Origin of the sequence: Rivularia sp. UHCC 0363, from assembly GCF_034931125.1 — a bacterium.
Classification (GTDB): domain Bacteria; phylum Cyanobacteriota; class Cyanobacteriia; order Cyanobacteriales; family Nostocaceae; genus Rivularia.
In genome coordinates this window covers 42,606-56,442 of the sequence record NZ_JAYGHM010000013.1, presented here as the reverse complement: position 1 = coordinate 56,442, position 13,837 = coordinate 42,606, and the positions used below count along the sequence as shown (strand labels likewise).

The 13,837-nt window shown below is 37.7% G+C and carries 18 protein-coding genes; 9 read left to right on the top strand and 9 right to left on the bottom strand.

The window, feature by feature from the left end:
- Nucleotides 1-178 precede the first annotated feature (178 nt).
- Nucleotides 179-913, bottom strand: coding sequence for a metal ABC transporter ATP-binding protein (locus VB797_RS09940; protein WP_323237510.1), 735 nt, complete (start codon nucleotides 911-913; stop codon nucleotides 179-181).
- Between the two features lie 112 nt (nucleotides 914-1,025).
- Here VB797_RS09940 and VB797_RS09935 point away from each other — a divergent pair, with 112 nt between their 5' ends.
- Nucleotides 1,026-1,997, top strand: a complete 972-nt coding sequence (locus tag VB797_RS09935; protein WP_323237509.1) for a metal ABC transporter solute-binding protein, Zn/Mn family — start codon at nucleotides 1,026-1,028, stop codon at nucleotides 1,995-1,997.
- A 58-nt stretch (nucleotides 1,998-2,055) separates the two neighbouring features.
- Here VB797_RS09935 and VB797_RS09930 read toward each other — a convergent pair whose 3' ends face one another.
- The 5 genes from VB797_RS09930 to VB797_RS09910 form a co-directional block, all read right to left on the bottom strand.
- A complete protein-coding gene (locus tag VB797_RS09930) occupies nucleotides 2,056-2,340 on the bottom strand; it encodes a DUF427 domain-containing protein (RefSeq protein ID WP_323237508.1) in 285 nt (94 codons plus the stop codon).
- Between the two features lie 41 nt (nucleotides 2,341-2,381).
- A complete protein-coding gene (locus VB797_RS09925) occupies nucleotides 2,382-2,729 on the bottom strand; it encodes a 4a-hydroxytetrahydrobiopterin dehydratase (RefSeq protein WP_323237507.1) in 348 nt (115 codons plus the stop codon).
- Nucleotides 2,730-2,919: 190 nt separating this feature from the next.
- Nucleotides 2,920-3,486 (bottom strand): Uma2 family endonuclease, encoded by a 567-nt coding sequence (locus VB797_RS09920; protein ID WP_323237506.1) that lies wholly within the window; start codon nucleotides 3,484-3,486, stop codon nucleotides 2,920-2,922.
- 34 nt (nucleotides 3,487-3,520) lie between these two features.
- Nucleotides 3,521-4,060 (bottom strand): GNAT family N-acetyltransferase, encoded by a 540-nt coding sequence (locus VB797_RS09915; protein WP_323237505.1) that lies wholly within the window; start codon nucleotides 4,058-4,060, stop codon nucleotides 3,521-3,523.
- The gene (locus tag VB797_RS09910) at nucleotides 4,041-4,691 is read right to left on the bottom strand and encodes a pentapeptide repeat-containing protein (protein ID WP_323237504.1); all 651 of its coding nucleotides are present in this window, start codon (nucleotides 4,689-4,691) and stop codon (nucleotides 4,041-4,043) included. The genes VB797_RS09915 and VB797_RS09910 overlap by 20 nt, the downstream gene beginning before the upstream one ends.
- A gap of 215 nt (nucleotides 4,692-4,906) precedes the next feature.
- Between VB797_RS09910 and VB797_RS09905 the strand changes: the two genes are divergently transcribed.
- From VB797_RS09905 to dacB, 3 genes are all read left to right on the top strand, one after another.
- The gene (locus VB797_RS09905; protein WP_323237503.1) at nucleotides 4,907-5,326 is read left to right on the top strand and encodes a hypothetical protein; all 420 of its coding nucleotides are present in this window, start codon (nucleotides 4,907-4,909) and stop codon (nucleotides 5,324-5,326) included.
- A gap of 308 nt (nucleotides 5,327-5,634) precedes the next feature.
- Nucleotides 5,635-6,819 carry a M20 family metallopeptidase gene (locus tag VB797_RS09900; protein ID WP_323237502.1) on the top strand — a complete coding sequence of 395 codons (1,185 nt, stop codon included), beginning with the start codon at nucleotides 5,635-5,637 and terminating at the stop codon, nucleotides 6,817-6,819.
- Nucleotides 6,820-7,323: 504 nt separating this feature from the next.
- Nucleotides 7,324-8,850 carry a D-alanyl-D-alanine carboxypeptidase/D-alanyl-D-alanine-endopeptidase gene (dacB, locus tag VB797_RS09895; RefSeq protein WP_323237501.1) on the top strand — a complete coding sequence of 509 codons (1,527 nt, stop codon included), beginning with the start codon at nucleotides 7,324-7,326 and terminating at the stop codon, nucleotides 8,848-8,850.
- Between the two features lie 171 nt (nucleotides 8,851-9,021).
- Here dacB and VB797_RS09890 read toward each other — a convergent pair whose 3' ends face one another.
- Nucleotides 9,022-9,372: a hypothetical protein gene (locus VB797_RS09890; protein WP_323237500.1), complete on the bottom strand. Its 351-nt coding sequence runs from the start codon at nucleotides 9,370-9,372 to the stop codon at nucleotides 9,022-9,024.
- 103 nt (nucleotides 9,373-9,475) lie between these two features.
- On the bottom strand, nucleotides 9,476-10,093 hold the full coding sequence (locus VB797_RS09885) for a hypothetical protein (RefSeq protein ID WP_323237499.1): 618 nt from the start codon (nucleotides 10,091-10,093) through the stop codon (nucleotides 9,476-9,478).
- Between the two features lie 159 nt (nucleotides 10,094-10,252).
- Here VB797_RS09885 and VB797_RS09880 point away from each other — a divergent pair, with 159 nt between their 5' ends.
- The 5 genes from VB797_RS09880 (at nucleotide 10,253) to VB797_RS09860 (ending at nucleotide 13,468) form a co-directional block, all read left to right on the top strand.
- Nucleotides 10,253-10,435 (top strand): hypothetical protein, encoded by a 183-nt coding sequence (locus VB797_RS09880; protein WP_323237498.1) that lies wholly within the window; start codon nucleotides 10,253-10,255, stop codon nucleotides 10,433-10,435.
- A gap of 52 nt (nucleotides 10,436-10,487) precedes the next feature.
- Nucleotides 10,488-10,976 (top strand): DUF1499 domain-containing protein, encoded by a 489-nt coding sequence (locus VB797_RS09875; protein WP_323237497.1) that lies wholly within the window; start codon nucleotides 10,488-10,490, stop codon nucleotides 10,974-10,976.
- An 807-nt stretch (nucleotides 10,977-11,783) separates the two neighbouring features.
- A complete protein-coding gene (locus VB797_RS09870; protein WP_323237496.1) occupies nucleotides 11,784-12,266 on the top strand; it encodes a BON domain-containing protein in 483 nt (160 codons plus the stop codon).
- 176 nt (nucleotides 12,267-12,442) lie between these two features.
- Nucleotides 12,443-12,991: a Uma2 family endonuclease gene (locus VB797_RS09865; RefSeq protein ID WP_323237495.1), complete on the top strand. Its 549-nt coding sequence runs from the start codon at nucleotides 12,443-12,445 to the stop codon at nucleotides 12,989-12,991.
- Nucleotides 12,992-13,132: 141 nt separating this feature from the next.
- Complete coding sequence (locus tag VB797_RS09860) at nucleotides 13,133-13,468, top strand: XisI protein (RefSeq protein ID WP_323237494.1); 336 nt, start codon at nucleotides 13,133-13,135, stop codon at nucleotides 13,466-13,468.
- Nucleotides 13,469-13,552: 84 nt separating this feature from the next.
- Here the strand turns inward: VB797_RS09860 and VB797_RS09855 are convergent, their stop codons facing one another.
- Entirely contained in the window at nucleotides 13,553-13,726 is a 174-nt protein-coding gene (locus VB797_RS09855) for a hypothetical protein (protein ID WP_323237493.1), read from the bottom strand.
- Between the last annotated feature and the right edge of the window lie 111 nt (nucleotides 13,727-13,837).

Here is a 13,837-nt window from a genome sequence, read left to right as displayed (position 1 = left end):
AGTAGGGAGTTCGGAATTGGGAGTAGGGAGTAGGGAGTAGGGAGTAGGGAATTCGGAATTGGGAGTAGGGAGTAGGGAATTGGGAATTGGGAATTGGGAATTGGTAATTGGTAATTGGGAGTATGGCTCGGGTTTTGAGGTTGAATTATTTCTACCCACCTACTTAATTGATAATTGACTAAGCTGGTTTCTGTTCTCTATTTAAAAACAAAAGATTGTTTCCATAAGCTCGCTGTAAATTTTCATTTGTAATTACTTCCTGAAGAGAACCATCGGCAATAATATGTTTATTTAATAATAATAAATAATCGCATTTTGTTAAGGTATTACCCAAATCGTGAGTAATTAAAATTAAAATTTTACCATCCCGCTTTAATTCGTTGAAAATATCAAACATAATATCTTCAGTACGTTTATCAATCCCTACAAATGGCTCGTCAAAAAAAAATAAATCTGCTTGCTGTGCTAAAGCTCTAGCTAAAAATACTCGCTGCTGCTGTCCCCCAGATAATTCACCAATTTGACGGGAACGTAAATCCCACATCCCCACTCTCTGCAACGCAGATTTAACGATTTGTTTTGACTTACAATTTGGCTGACGAAACCAACCCGTACTTGCAGTACGAGCCATCATCACTACCCGAAGCACCGTAATCGGATATTCCCAATCTACTTGAGTTCTTTGAGGTACGTAAGCGATTGAATTCAACTGCTTTTTCACAGGACAATTACGAAATTTGACAATTCCACCCGTGGAAGGAATTAAACCTAGTATTGCTTTTACTAAAGTACTTTTACCCGCACCATTTGGGCCGATTACACCAACCATCTGTCCGCAAGAAACGCGAAAGCTGACATCTTCAATAGCTACTTTACCCCGATAATCTACGTCCAAACCCTCTACTTCTAACACTGTTTTCTCCTACATGATAATGATTATTATTTATGCTAAAAAGCTACTTCCCATAGCGCAATAGCTAGTATATGATAACGATTATCATTTTAGTATACAGTTGTTGCGATCGATGTTTAGGAAAATACCTCTTAGAGTTACGGGATTAATCGCGATCGGTTTAATTAGCTGTAGTCGAACCGTGAATACCAGCAGCACTGAAACAGGGAGTCCTTTAGTGGTTGCGACAACCAGCGTAATATGCGACTTAACCAAACAAATAGCGGCTCAAACAGTTGATTTGAAGTGTTTGGTAGATGCAGGTCAAGACCCCCATACGTATCAACCCAAACCCGAAGACCGGAAAGCGATCGAGCAGGCTAATTTGGTTTTATACGGTGGTTATGATTTTGAACCCAGCATTATTCAGTTAATTAAAGCTAGCGATAATACAGCCCCAAAAATTGCGGTTCATGAACTTGCGGTTCCCAAACCAATTATTGCGGAAGAACACGACCATGAGGGAGAAGAAAAACATTCCTCAGAAAAAGCACCAGACCCCCATGTATGGCATAATCCTCAAAATGGGATTCAGATGGTGAAAGTTATTCGTAATAATTTAGAAAAAGTTTCCCCAGATAATGCTCAGCTATATGCAACAAATGCCGAAAAATTGACCGGAGAAATTAAACAAATAGATAGTTGGATTAAACAAAATGTAGCTACAATACCTGTCACTCAGCGTAAATTAGTTACCACTCACGATGCTTTAAGTTACTACACACAGGCATATAACATTGGTTATGAAGGAGCTATAGAAGGTTTGAGTACTGAAGTAGAACCAACAGCAGCGAGAATAGGTGAACTCTCAAAAGAAATTAAACAAGAGAACGTACCGACAATTTTTGCTGAAAATACCCATACTCCCAAACTGATTGAAAGAGTTGCTCAAGAAGCGAATGTAAAAGTTTCCGATCAAAAACTATATGCTGATGGGTTGGGGGAAAAAGGAACAAATGCCGATACTTATCAGAAGATGTTGATTGCTAATACTAAAGCCATTGTGGAGGGCTTGGGAGGGGAGTATACAGCTGTGCAGAAATAGTAAATGAAATACCTTCGGACGGGCTAGGAAGCCCATCCCACAAGAATTATAACTAATCCTAAGCTTCTACTTTTACACCGCGCCAAAAAGCGACATAACCTTCAATATTTTTTGCTTTATCCTTTGCATTGGGATAATACCAAGCAGCATCTTTATTGACTTCTCCATTAACTTCAACGTCGTAATAGTTAGCGGTACCTTTCCAAGGACAAGAAGTATGCTTATCGCTTTCCTTGAAATACTGTTTATCGATCGCGTCTGCGGGAAAGTAATGATTTCCTTCTACAACAACAGTTTTATCGCTTTCGGCTATAACTGCACCATTCCAAGTTGCTTTTGACATAATCAATTATTAGTGATCGGTGACTAGTTAATTGTACTTATTTAATGCGACTTATTGAAAATCTCGTCTGTTTTCGCTGCCATGATAAAATCGTTACGGTGTAAACCTTGGATGGCATGAGTCCACCACATGACAGTTACTTTGCCATATTCGGTGAGTAAAGCTGGGTGATGTTCTTGATTTTCTGCTTCTTCACCGATTTTGTTGGTAAAATTCAAAGCCGATTTAAAATCGGAAAATTTGAAAACTCTTTCTAAACGTTTTTCGCCGTTTTCTTCCTTAACATCCCATTGCGGAATTTCCTGCTGAAATTTGTTGATCTCTTCCTCAGTTACAGCAGGTGAATCACCAGTACAGGCATCACATTTTTGTTGTTTAAGGTTTGCCATTGTTGTCACGTTTTAATGAAATCAGGTATATTGCGAACCTTACGCTGTTCTGGTTGATCATGTAATCTCTCTGAAGGTTGAAAATTGAGGGGAATCTATTGCAAAATTTGGATTAAATCATTTAAAGGTTTGAGCCAGCTTATCTAATTAAGCTTATTTATGTTCAAAAAAATATTTTATAAATACTACATCAATTGAAAAACTGCTGAATATTACAATTAAACCCTGGTAAAATTGGCGAAGTAATTTCATCGCTTTCCATCAGCGTTGCAACTAACATCAACTGAGCGTTTTCACGACAGTAAACTTCTATTTGTTGTAATCGCCAATTTACGATCCAATATTCTCTAACTCCTTGAAGAGAATAAAGTTTTAATTTGGCTTCTTTGTCGCGTCTCTCGTTTATATTCCCCGCAGAAAGAACTTCAACAATTAATTCTGGCGCACCTGTTAAATGACCTTCATCATCAACTAATTGTGCTAATCTTTTGTTACTAATCCAGACTACATCAGAGATAACATTATCAGCGTCGGAAAATATAATTCCGGGAGTAAATAATGCCTTACCTAAACCTGATTTTCTAGACCAAACTTGTAATTCAACATAAATATTACCACCAGAATCCTGATGACCAATATGTGGAGCGCGGCTCACAAATAATTCCCCGTCAATTATCTCGTAACGTTTCCATTCGTCAGATGCTAAAACTTCTAAATCAGCAGTTGTCCAACGGATTTGATTTGATGCTTGAGTCATAATAAGACTATAGGTTAAAGGTCAAAGATGGAAATTAATAATTATTAACTCGTAACTTCTCCCACTCTTTTCGACTAATTCCATAAATCACCGCTTTGCTACCCAAAACTTCTGTTTCTCCTTCCAATTTTTCTCTTAATTTCTCCGCGACTCTTCTCGATGCTGTATTATCTGTACGAATCAAACTAATTACATGAGATTGGTGCAATTGTGTAAAAGCGAAATCAATCGAAGCGAGTCCCGCTTCCGTTGCAAAACCACGTCCCCAAAAAGCCCGTCGTAAACTCCATCCAATCTCAAATCCAATCCAACCTTCTGGTTTCCAACAGCCGATTCTACCAATCATTTCACCGCTTTGCTGTTCTTCCACTGCCCATAAACCATATTCCCGTAAGTACCAATGACCTATTATTGCTGCCATACTGCGCCAAGATTCTGCACGAGATAAGACTTTCCCCGTACCGATATAACGCATAACTTCTTCATCAGCACACATTTCGGCGTAAGCATCTAAATCTGATTGCTGAAATCCGCGTAAAATTAAACGCTCAGTTTTAAGAATGGGAATCATCATCAAAAATTGCTCCGTCTAAATGAGCGCTTTTTAAATCTGTATGAGATAGTTTGGCTCCTCTTAAATCAGCTTCGCTTAGATTAGCGTTATTCAAGCAAGCATAATTCAAATTTGCATCTCTAAGATTTGCCCGCGATAAGTCAACATTTTGCAAGTTTGCTCTAAACAATATTGATTGACTCAAGTTAGTATCGCTTAAGTTTGCTTGTTCAATATCTGCTGAAGTTAAATTAGCTTTACTCAAATTTGTTTGACTTAAATTAGCATAATTTAATTTAGCGTAGCTGAAGTTAACGTCATTTAAAGTCAGCGAGCAGAGTTCCGCACACCTCAAATTAGCATTCACAAAATTTCTCTCTCCAATTGCATAACGCTGTAAAAGATTATCTACTGTTAATCTATCTAAAACGGCTTGTGATGCACCTGAAAAACACCATTTTGCTGCGATTAATTTTGCAGCGGTATTGATAGCAATTTCATCAACTTTATCAACAAAAACACCGTTACATCCATCGCGATCGCCATTTAACATAAAGGCAATATCGTTGGCTGCATCACATGAGTCAAACAATAATATTTTTCGAGCTTGATTGCTTTTTAAACCGATTAATCTGTATAGCAGGTTTCTCATAATTAATTCACTGATGTCGCTTAACTATAATTTTAGAGCGAACTAAGTCCTGGAAAAATTAAATATTTCGTCTAGATAAGAATTAGAGACTCTATTTTATTATTTAGCTACTTGAGTATAATTATTTACTTTTCCACTACTCAAAATATTTGAAGCGGTGTTAGTCTTAAGTATTCAAATTTACATAAAATCTATTTCTGCGAATTGAGTAAGTTATGTCAAAATTATTATCTGCAAGCTTGATAACATCGCTGATACTAGGATTTTCAAACCCAAGTCCTACCATTGCGGGAACCTGTGCTTCTAAATGCGGTGCAAAGCCGATTCAATTTACACCCGGTAAACCGATCCGAATGGAGGTTGTGAACAAGACACCAAATTTAATTTATATTGAGAAACCGCAAAGTACTAACCCAATTCCGTTGCAGCCGGGACAGCGAGTAAGGTTAGAACAGGGACATGGTACGCAGCCAAATATTTCAGTAATTTTCTGGAATGAAAACGGATTGTCTTTAAAAGCAAATATTTCCAAACCGAACTTTGCGACCTTACAAGTCGAGTTGCGTCCTGAATGGCGGATTGGTGGCGATCGCGGTGTGTATTTACGCGATGATGGTCGTGTAACGCTGCTTTAAGATTGCCTTTCTATTGATGGATTAATAATAGGATTTTTCTCGTTGTCGGTGCGTAATACCGTTTCTTTATAAAGATGCGCCTAATTTAGCCTACGCAGGTAGGCTTTGTAATATTAGCCCCAGCCTTCTAGGCTGCGGGTATTTTTGTTTTTTTCGATATAGTTAATGGTTGAAGGGAGAATTTTTATATTCCCCATTCCCTACTCCCAATTCCCCATTACCCCAATCTTGAGAATTTGTATAATTTTAACGGTAATCTGTTTTACATTTCTTTATCATAGGAAAAAAGTTCGTAAAATAATTAATCAATGCTTTCTCGTATTAAAGATTTAGCAACGGAATTAGCACCACGTTTAATTGAAGTTCGTCGTCACATTCATTCTCACCCGGAACTCAGTGGTGAGGAGTTCCAAACTGCGGCTTTTGTGGCTGGGGTTTTGTCTTCTAACGGTATTCACGTACAGGAAAATGTTGGTAAAACTGGGGTAATTGGGGAACTTGAAGGGAATGGTAATGATCAACGTATTTTGGCGATTCGTGCTGATATGGATGCTTTACCCATCGAGGAATTAGCAGGTTTGGATTTCGCTTCTCGCAATCAAGGAATTATGCACGCTTGCGGTCACGATGTCCACACTACGGTGGGTTTGGGGGCTGCAATGATTTTGTCTAAAATATCACAGGAGATCGCCGGGAAAATCCGGTTTTTATTCCAGCCAGCAGAAGAAATTGCTCAAGGTGCGAGTTGGATGGTTGCAGATGGAGCGATGAATAATGTCGATGGTATTTTAGGACTCCACGTTTTTCCTTCTATACCTGCGGGTTCAATTGGTATTCGTTACGGTGCATTAACCGCAGCAGCGGACGATTTGGAGATTATTATAACTGGTGAATCGGGACACGGCGCACGTCCTCATGAAGCGATCGACGCGATTTGGATAGCTGCACAGGTACTTACTGCGCTACAGCAAGCAATTAGCCGTACTCAGAACCCGCTACGTCCGGTAGTATTGAGTATAGGACAGATTAATGGTGGTAGAGCGCCTAATATTATCGCCGATTCCGTGCGCTTGTTGGGAACAGTACGTTCTTTACATCCAGAAAGCCGCGCTAATCTTCCTGACTGGATTGAAAATATTGTCAAAAACGTTTGCGATACCTACGGTGCGAAATACCAAGTTAACTATCATAAAGGTGTACCTAGCGTACAAAACGACTTCGCACTTACACAAATATTACAGTCAGCGGGTGAAGAAGCATGGGGTAGCGATCGCGTTCAAGTTTTACCGGAACCTTCTCTGGGTGCAGAAGATTTTTCGATGTATTTGGAAAAAACACCAGGTTCAATGTTTCGTTTGGGTGTAGGTTTCCCAGATAGAAAGACAAATTACCCATTGCATCATCCCAAATTTGAAGTTGATGAATCTGCCATCATCACCGGAGTTGTAACCTTTGCTTACGCTGCTTATAAGTATTGGCATACTAAGTACTGAAGAACCATATTTATAGGAAATTTGCATAATCCCTCTTGGCTTTTAAGTGGGGATAAAAAATCTGTGGCTTAGTGCTTTTTAACTTGAAAAAGTAACATTGTTTATCCGGAATTATGCAACTAAGTAATGAATTTAAAAATAACTAGAGGGACACAATATTAATGTAGGATGGGCATTGTCCAACCTGCGTTTTTTTAGTTAAAGCAAAGATTACTGTAGATTATTCTAAGATTTAATGTTATTTGGATTGTTTTTTTATCTGAATAATTAGGTTAATTAATGCGAATTAAATTAGTACTTTATCGCATAATATTTGATAGGGTAAAAGATTCGTAGTGCGAGCGTCCCGCTCGCTCGTTAACACGTTTTGCTCCTACGCATATGCTCCGAAGACCGGGCTTGCTCCCTCTAATGTGATACGCTTTTGTGTTTTAATCACGACATTCGCGGAACCTGAGTAACGCGAAAACACTCATAAAAATACATTGAATCACCTTTACTCGAATGTCTACAAAATCTTCTTTAAGTTTATTACTATTTCTCGGCGTTCAAATTGGTGTTAATCAGCAAGCAGCGATCGCACAAATAAAGCCACGAGTTGTAATCCCAACAACTCCTCAAAATTTACCTCCAGTTCCGAGTACGACTATACCTATTCCTGGAAATACCACAACTCCTGTAAAAAGATTTTGCGCTTCTCAATTAAATTCAGCGGTAAATACTGTAACAAATCGCTCCCAATTCAATAGAACCCATTGGGGTATTTTGGTACAAAATCTGGATTCACCACAAATACTTTACAGCAGCAATGCTAGTAGATACTTTACTCCAGCTTCTGTGACTAAGTTGCTGACCACAGCGGCGGCTCTACAAACACTTAGTCCCAATTATCGCATTCGTACTTCTGTATACGGTGACAGTAAGGGTGTTGTGCAGGTGGTAGGTAGAGGAGACCCCAGTTTAAAAGACGAACAGTTGGCAATACTTGCGAAACAGTTGCGACAAAAAGGTGTGCGTCGAATTAATCAGTTAATAGCTAATGATGGTTACTTTAAAGGTGAAGCTGTCGAACCAAGTTGGATGTGGGAGGATGTCCAATTTTATTATGGCGCACCAGTTAACAGTTTAATGTTAAATGAAAATGCTGCTGTTTTTAAATTGTTTCCGCAAAAATTTGGTAAACCTTTATTATTTAAGTGGGATAATCCCTTAGATGCATCTGGATGGAAAGTTGTTAATCAAACGGTGACAGCAGCGAAAGGTGAAAAAGGTTATGTAGAAATTCAGCGGGATTTAAAAGGACAAATTCTGTATTTAAAAGGACAACTTGCGGAAGATTCCCGTCCCGATGTAACCGCGATCGCAGTTTTCGACCCCATACAGAATTTCTTGCAACACTTCCGTCAAAGTTTAACTAAAGAAGGAATTTCTGTTGCAAAGACTTACCAAGGAAGTGTTACTAGTGGAACCGAATTAGCAGCAGTAGAATCCCCACCATTATCTGAGTTGATTGCAGAGACGAATATTAATAGTAATAATTTGTATGCAGAAGCTTTGTTGAAAGCCTTAGCTGTTAAAAAGCCGCTTGAGAATAATCAAACCACCGTTTCAGCAGGTTTGGAAGTAATGAAATCAAGTTTATCTAGCATGGGAATTGACCCCACAAGTTATAAATTAGTAGACGGTTCGGGTTTATCCCGCAAAGATTTAATTAGTCCTCAAGCTTTAGTGCAGACATTGCAGGGAATGGCAAAATCTCCCTATGCTCAGATTTACCGTGCTTCCTTACCAGTTGCGGGCAAAAATGGTACATTGAAAAATCGTTTTAAGGATATCTCTCCTCAAGCTTTAGTGCAGGCTAAAACTGGCACAATGACAGGTGTAGTCACCCTTGCGGGATATGTGGAAGCACCGAATTACGGCCCCGTGGTATTCAGTATTATGGTGAATCAAACCGAACAACCGATTACAACCGTGAGAAATGCGATCGATGAGATTGTGGTGCATTTGAGTCAGTTGCAGAAGTGTTGATGGTGGGTGAGTATAATTCGTAATACCCTTCCCTACGGGACACCTTGCGGTGAACGGGAACACGTCCCATGAACGTAATTAATGCCCCATAAATTAAATTTAGGGGCTTCAACGGTACATTTTCATATTATAAATTTAGTGCGATCGCTGCAAATCAAAAATCGTATTTCCTTATTCAAAAGGGTCTTCGGGAGGCTTACGAATACCAGCTTTTCTTACAAATAATTCGGAACTCAAGCGCGAAATTAATGTTTTACTGTCCAAACCATTTAGAATTTGGCATTGATGAATCTTACATTCATAACTACCACCTTCTGGAATTAATTCTAATATCATACCTAAGTAAATTTTATCCGCATCCCCCTTGTCTAGATCGGGTTCTCCAAAGGTTAAGACAAATATGTTCTCACCCAGTTCGGGTTCGGGAGTAATTTGAATCTTACAATTAGCATCTTGGGAATTTAACAAGCCATCTAAGGCATGAATTGCTGCATTTCTAAAAGAATCGCTCTGTGAACTCATAACATCACCGCGTTAATTACAGTTTGCAATTATTATCCCATAGGTTAGATGTAATATCTTCTCATAATAAATATAATTCTCTTTAAGTTGTAAATGATTTGATTCAGCTTCGTGCAAAATAAATTCTAAATGGTTCGCTTAAAATCCCTAATATCCGATCCAATTGCGTAATAAAATATTCGGTTAAATCAATTTTAACGTTTTTATTTTCTAACATCATAAATTTCCAATTAGTACCCGTAGAAACCGCACCATAAATAATTTGTTGTTCCAATCCTTTACGAGTATTAAACATTTGAGCCGCAACCATTTGAGCTACACATTGTCCTAAACCGATACGAATATCATTATCTTTAGCTTCCACTAATGTTAAAACGGGAGCAGTTACTAATGATTGATTGCTAGATGCGCTTAAGAGAAAATCACAGGCTCCAGTTAAACTCTTGGATTCATCAACATTAAACGTGTTACCAGAAAAATAACCGATTTTATTCTCAAATCTTCTTCTTATTTCCAATAATATTGGTGTAATAATCAATTCCGAGCGAGCTTTTTCTGTACTGATACTCGATGCTAAATCTAAAGTTTCATCCAAAGTCTCTTTTAAACGTTGAGAGGGTTCAATAGGTTCAATTTGACCGAATAAATGAGGAATATCTTCAATCGTTAATTCTAATGCAGCAACAGCTTGGTCGATTGTCTTGAAGTCACTGTATGACATCGTTTATCCTTATGGTTAGTTTGCAGTGTGTTTGATGACCAATACCTCGATCGTTCCAAACCTGCCAATAACTCAATTTTAATTGATTTGGCTCGGTCATAATTCGTATGACTCATCTCCTTGCTACAATTGCCATGTACCCTACACAATTAGATATAAATGGTTAAATCTAAAAATAATACATATCGCGGACACTTAATAGAAAAAGTCGGTCATGGAAAACGAGCCGTATTTCAAACAATTATTAATGAAAAAGAATGGTCTGCTGTCACTGAAAAAGAGGTGAAAACAGCAATTGATGTTTGGATTGATGAAGGAGTAGAACCCGAATCATTAGAATAAATGCCCAAAATAACCGAAAATAATCATCATAGTATTGATGAGTAAAAAATTTATGTCCCGTTTAATTGCGTTCGCGAAGCGGCTCCCCTGGAGCATCGCTTTCGTAATATTGCTGAACTTGACTGCTAATCTAGTCTTCCCCGCTACCAGTTGGGCTGATTCTTCTAACTTGGGTATCAATAACAGTCATCTTACCGCTTGTCCAACTTCCCCGAATTGTGTTGTCAGTCAAAATGCAGACAGCAAACACGCGATCGATCCAATTTCTTATCATGTAGACCGCGATACAGCTAAAGCAACCCTACTCAAAGTTCTGACGGTGGTTCCTCGTACAGAAGTTGTAGAAAATACAGATAATTACATTCATGCTCTTTCTAAAAGCAGAATTTTCAAATTTACCGATGACGTAGAATTTTATTTTCCCCCCAACGAAAGCGTAATTCATATTCGTTCCGCATCTCGTGTCGGAGACTCTGACCTGGGAGTAAATCGCAGAAGGATGGAACAAATTCGTCTCGCTATGCAAGATTTAAATATTTAACTATTGGTTTCTACTCCCTACTTCCTACTCCCTACTCCCTCTAAGAAACTAATTCAACAGAGATTAGTCCTGTAGAAAAATAAAGAGAGAAAATTTTGCCTCCATAATCATTCAACTGATAATTCTTTTTTGATTCTCAAAAAAAACTGAAAGTGTCAAGAGTGTAAAGAGTGAAATAGTAATCATTTTTTTCTACGTCAACATCCACAAATAACTAAATATCAACAACTAATTATTTTGCGATCGCAATTATTGCAATAATTAGTTGTTAATTACTAATCAATAATCCGCTTATTTATTAAGCTTTGATATATACTTGCATTATTTTTAACTCTGAATTAGTTAATACCGCGCAAGCTTGGGCAAAAAAAGTTGCAGTAATTTCCTTCAGTGTAAAGATAGATGAATTGCTGTATTGAGCCTGTGTAAAAGTTTTGCAGTTTTATTCTCAATTAGCTCTATCAAGCTAAGATAAACTTTGAGAAAATGTTGCGAAATTTCACAAATTTGTTAACATCAAATAGCTGCTGTCCGGTGGCATTGCATAAACGCATTTAAACGCTCTTAACAACCGGGTTAAGTAGATAAAGTGTAATTCCTTGTGCGATGTCGCGATTATTAGTGGTTGAAAATCGAAAGTTGAAGATAATACTTCTAGAAGAAGCTTTTTTGTCTTTGTTTTTCGCTTAAGCTAGTATCTCCGACGGTGCTTGCTCAGTTTTATTTTCGATTGTTTTAAACATTCGCTCCTCAACACAACACACTGATTTATTTAGTTGCTTCATCTGGCTCTAATAGGAGATTCAAATGAAAAAGTTTATTCCTTTTTTAATCGGCGGTATTTTATTAACTGGTGCAGTTGGTTGTGGTGAAGAAGCCGCTAAGACTGGTTCAGAAAATCCCAGCGCTACAAATGGAGGTGTACAACCCTCTGCAAGAGAAGCTAGCGAGACGGAAGGTTTAAATCAACCTTTAAATCAGCCTGGAACCGTTACTGAAGCGGAAACTGCACCCGTAGATCCAACTGGTCTAACCAGCGAGAGTGCAAATCTCGAAGAGAGTGATTTATCAAAAGAAGTTAGTCAAACACTTAAAGAAAACTTACCAAGTAGCGACTTAGAAGTTAAAGAAACTGAAGGTGTTGTTAGTGTTGGTGGAACAGTTTCTTCTAAAGAAGAACTCCAGCAAATTGAACCTTTGACTAAAGCAGTTAAAGGTGTCAAAGGAGTAAATGTAGAAGCTAATGTTGCAGATGCGAATCCAGCAGAAGGTACTACAAATCCTCAGTAAATTAAATTAAGTTTTTACTTAAAGCTAGTCAAAATTTTTCATATACGGGACTTACGGTTAGTTAAGTCCTGTTTTTTGTTGTTGAATTATTAAAGGTTTCTGTAGGTAGAGCAGCGAATATTCATTTTTAAAATGCTTTAAAATAAGATCGTAAAATCGTTATAGAATATGACGGCATGATTATCGCTGCTAAATGGACAATTGATGAATATCACGGCATGATTGCTAGTGGGATTTTAGATAACCGCAAGGTTGAATTACTCAAAGGAGACATTGTTGAAATGTCACCGGAAGGGGAACCTCATGCTTATTGTAGCGATGAAGCGGGTGAGTATTTAAGCGAATTATTAGGTAAGCTTGCTAAAATTCGCCAAGCTAAACCAATTACTTTACCGAATAATTCCGAACCCGAACCAGATATAGCCATTGTTCAGCGTTTAGGAAGGGATTACCGAGAACATCACCCCTATCCAGAAAATATTTTTTGGTTGATTGAATATTCCAATTCCAGTTTAGAGAAAGATTTACAGATAAAAAGCAAAATTTACGCTGAAGCGGGTATTGCAGAATATTGGGTTGTAAATCTTAAAAAACTGCATTTGGTAGTGTTCCGCGAACAATTAGACGGAGATTACGCCACTAAATTTACACTTACTACAGGAATAATTCAACCCCTCGCATTCCCCGATATTTCTGTTTCTGTAGAGCAGATTATTAACAAGTAAAAAATTTTAAAAATCAAGATTCCGTTAATGGCTAAAGACTTTTTTCATCAACAAGTTTTAACTTAATTTTATTCAACGTACTATCAAGCGATATCAAATGAAATTGTTAGTTTATGAACCAATACAGGAAGAGATTGTATTATGGATAAAATAGAAAGCTATCAACAATTTATTACACAAATATTGAGTAAACACGCTGAATTAAGTTCTGGTGACGAGAATGTAAAACCACAATTAATTTTTGATCGTGAAAATAATCATTATCAATTAGCTTATGTCGGTTGGGAAGGAGATAAAAGAGTATTTGGTCCAATGATGCATTTTGATATTATTGATGGAAAGATCTGGATTCAGTATAACGGTACAGAAGAAGCTGTTGCTCAAACTTTAGTTGATTTTGGTGTACCTCACTCAGATATTGTAATTGCCTTCCACTCCCGTTTCAAGCGTCAGTTTACGTCTTATGCAGTTGATTAAAATGCTTGTAAGTAGGTTGTGGCGTTGAAAATTGTAATTAGTTTTGCACATTTGATTTTCACTCCTTGCTGGATAGGATATCTGTCAAACCATAGGGGAAATAACAAAAATGCATCCAATGTTCGCAAGAAAATTTTTATTTTCGTAAACAAACTCGCTGTAGTCAGCCAAGTCATCGATTCCAACCAAGTTGAGGATAATTTCGGTTGCTAGCCAAAAAGAAGTTTTTACTAATAATTTTTGCCAACGTATATTCATGATTCCCTCTTTTGACTTATGAAGTCGGGAAGATAATTTTTAAATCCTTACTTATTTATTAGTGTTGGAGTTGGAATGTTATGCAGTTCTAAAGACAACTCCGATAATTAC

Excerpts from the sequence above, each read along its gene's own strand:
- VB797_RS09935 (WP_323237509.1), top strand. The coding sequence starts at position 1,026 with ATGTTTAGGAAAATACCTCTTAGAGTTACGGGATTAATCGCGATCGGT.
- VB797_RS09930 (WP_323237508.1), bottom strand. The coding sequence starts at position 2,340 with ATGTCAAAAGCAACTTGGAATGGTGCAGTTATAGCCGAAAGCGATAAA.
- VB797_RS09925 (WP_323237507.1), bottom strand. The coding sequence starts at position 2,729 with ATGGCAAACCTTAAACAACAAAAATGTGATGCCTGTACTGGTGATTCA.
- VB797_RS09920 (WP_323237506.1), bottom strand. The coding sequence starts at position 3,486 with ATGACTCAAGCATCAAATCAAATCCGTTGGACAACTGCTGATTTAGAA.
- VB797_RS09915 (WP_323237505.1), bottom strand. The coding sequence starts at position 4,060 with ATGATGATTCCCATTCTTAAAACTGAGCGTTTAATTTTACGCGGATTT.
- VB797_RS09910 (WP_323237504.1), bottom strand. The coding sequence starts at position 4,691 with ATGAGAAACCTGCTATACAGATTAATCGGTTTAAAAAGCAATCAAGCT.
- VB797_RS09905 (WP_323237503.1), top strand. The coding sequence starts at position 4,907 with ATGTCAAAATTATTATCTGCAAGCTTGATAACATCGCTGATACTAGGA.
- VB797_RS09900 (WP_323237502.1), top strand. The coding sequence starts at position 5,635 with ATGCTTTCTCGTATTAAAGATTTAGCAACGGAATTAGCACCACGTTTA.
- dacB (WP_323237501.1), top strand. The coding sequence starts at position 7,324 with ATGTCTACAAAATCTTCTTTAAGTTTATTACTATTTCTCGGCGTTCAA.
- VB797_RS09890 (WP_323237500.1), bottom strand. The coding sequence starts at position 9,372 with ATGAGTTCACAGAGCGATTCTTTTAGAAATGCAGCAATTCATGCCTTA.
- VB797_RS09885 (WP_323237499.1), bottom strand. The coding sequence starts at position 10,093 with ATGTCATACAGTGACTTCAAGACAATCGACCAAGCTGTTGCTGCATTA.
- VB797_RS09880 (WP_323237498.1), top strand. The coding sequence starts at position 10,253 with ATGGTTAAATCTAAAAATAATACATATCGCGGACACTTAATAGAAAAA.
- VB797_RS09875 (WP_323237497.1), top strand. The coding sequence starts at position 10,488 with ATGTCCCGTTTAATTGCGTTCGCGAAGCGGCTCCCCTGGAGCATCGCT.
- VB797_RS09870 (WP_323237496.1), top strand. The coding sequence starts at position 11,784 with ATGAAAAAGTTTATTCCTTTTTTAATCGGCGGTATTTTATTAACTGGT.
- VB797_RS09865 (WP_323237495.1), top strand. The coding sequence starts at position 12,443 with ATGATTATCGCTGCTAAATGGACAATTGATGAATATCACGGCATGATT.
- VB797_RS09860 (WP_323237494.1), top strand. The coding sequence starts at position 13,133 with ATGGATAAAATAGAAAGCTATCAACAATTTATTACACAAATATTGAGT.
- VB797_RS09855 (WP_323237493.1), bottom strand. The coding sequence starts at position 13,726 with ATGAATATACGTTGGCAAAAATTATTAGTAAAAACTTCTTTTTGGCTA.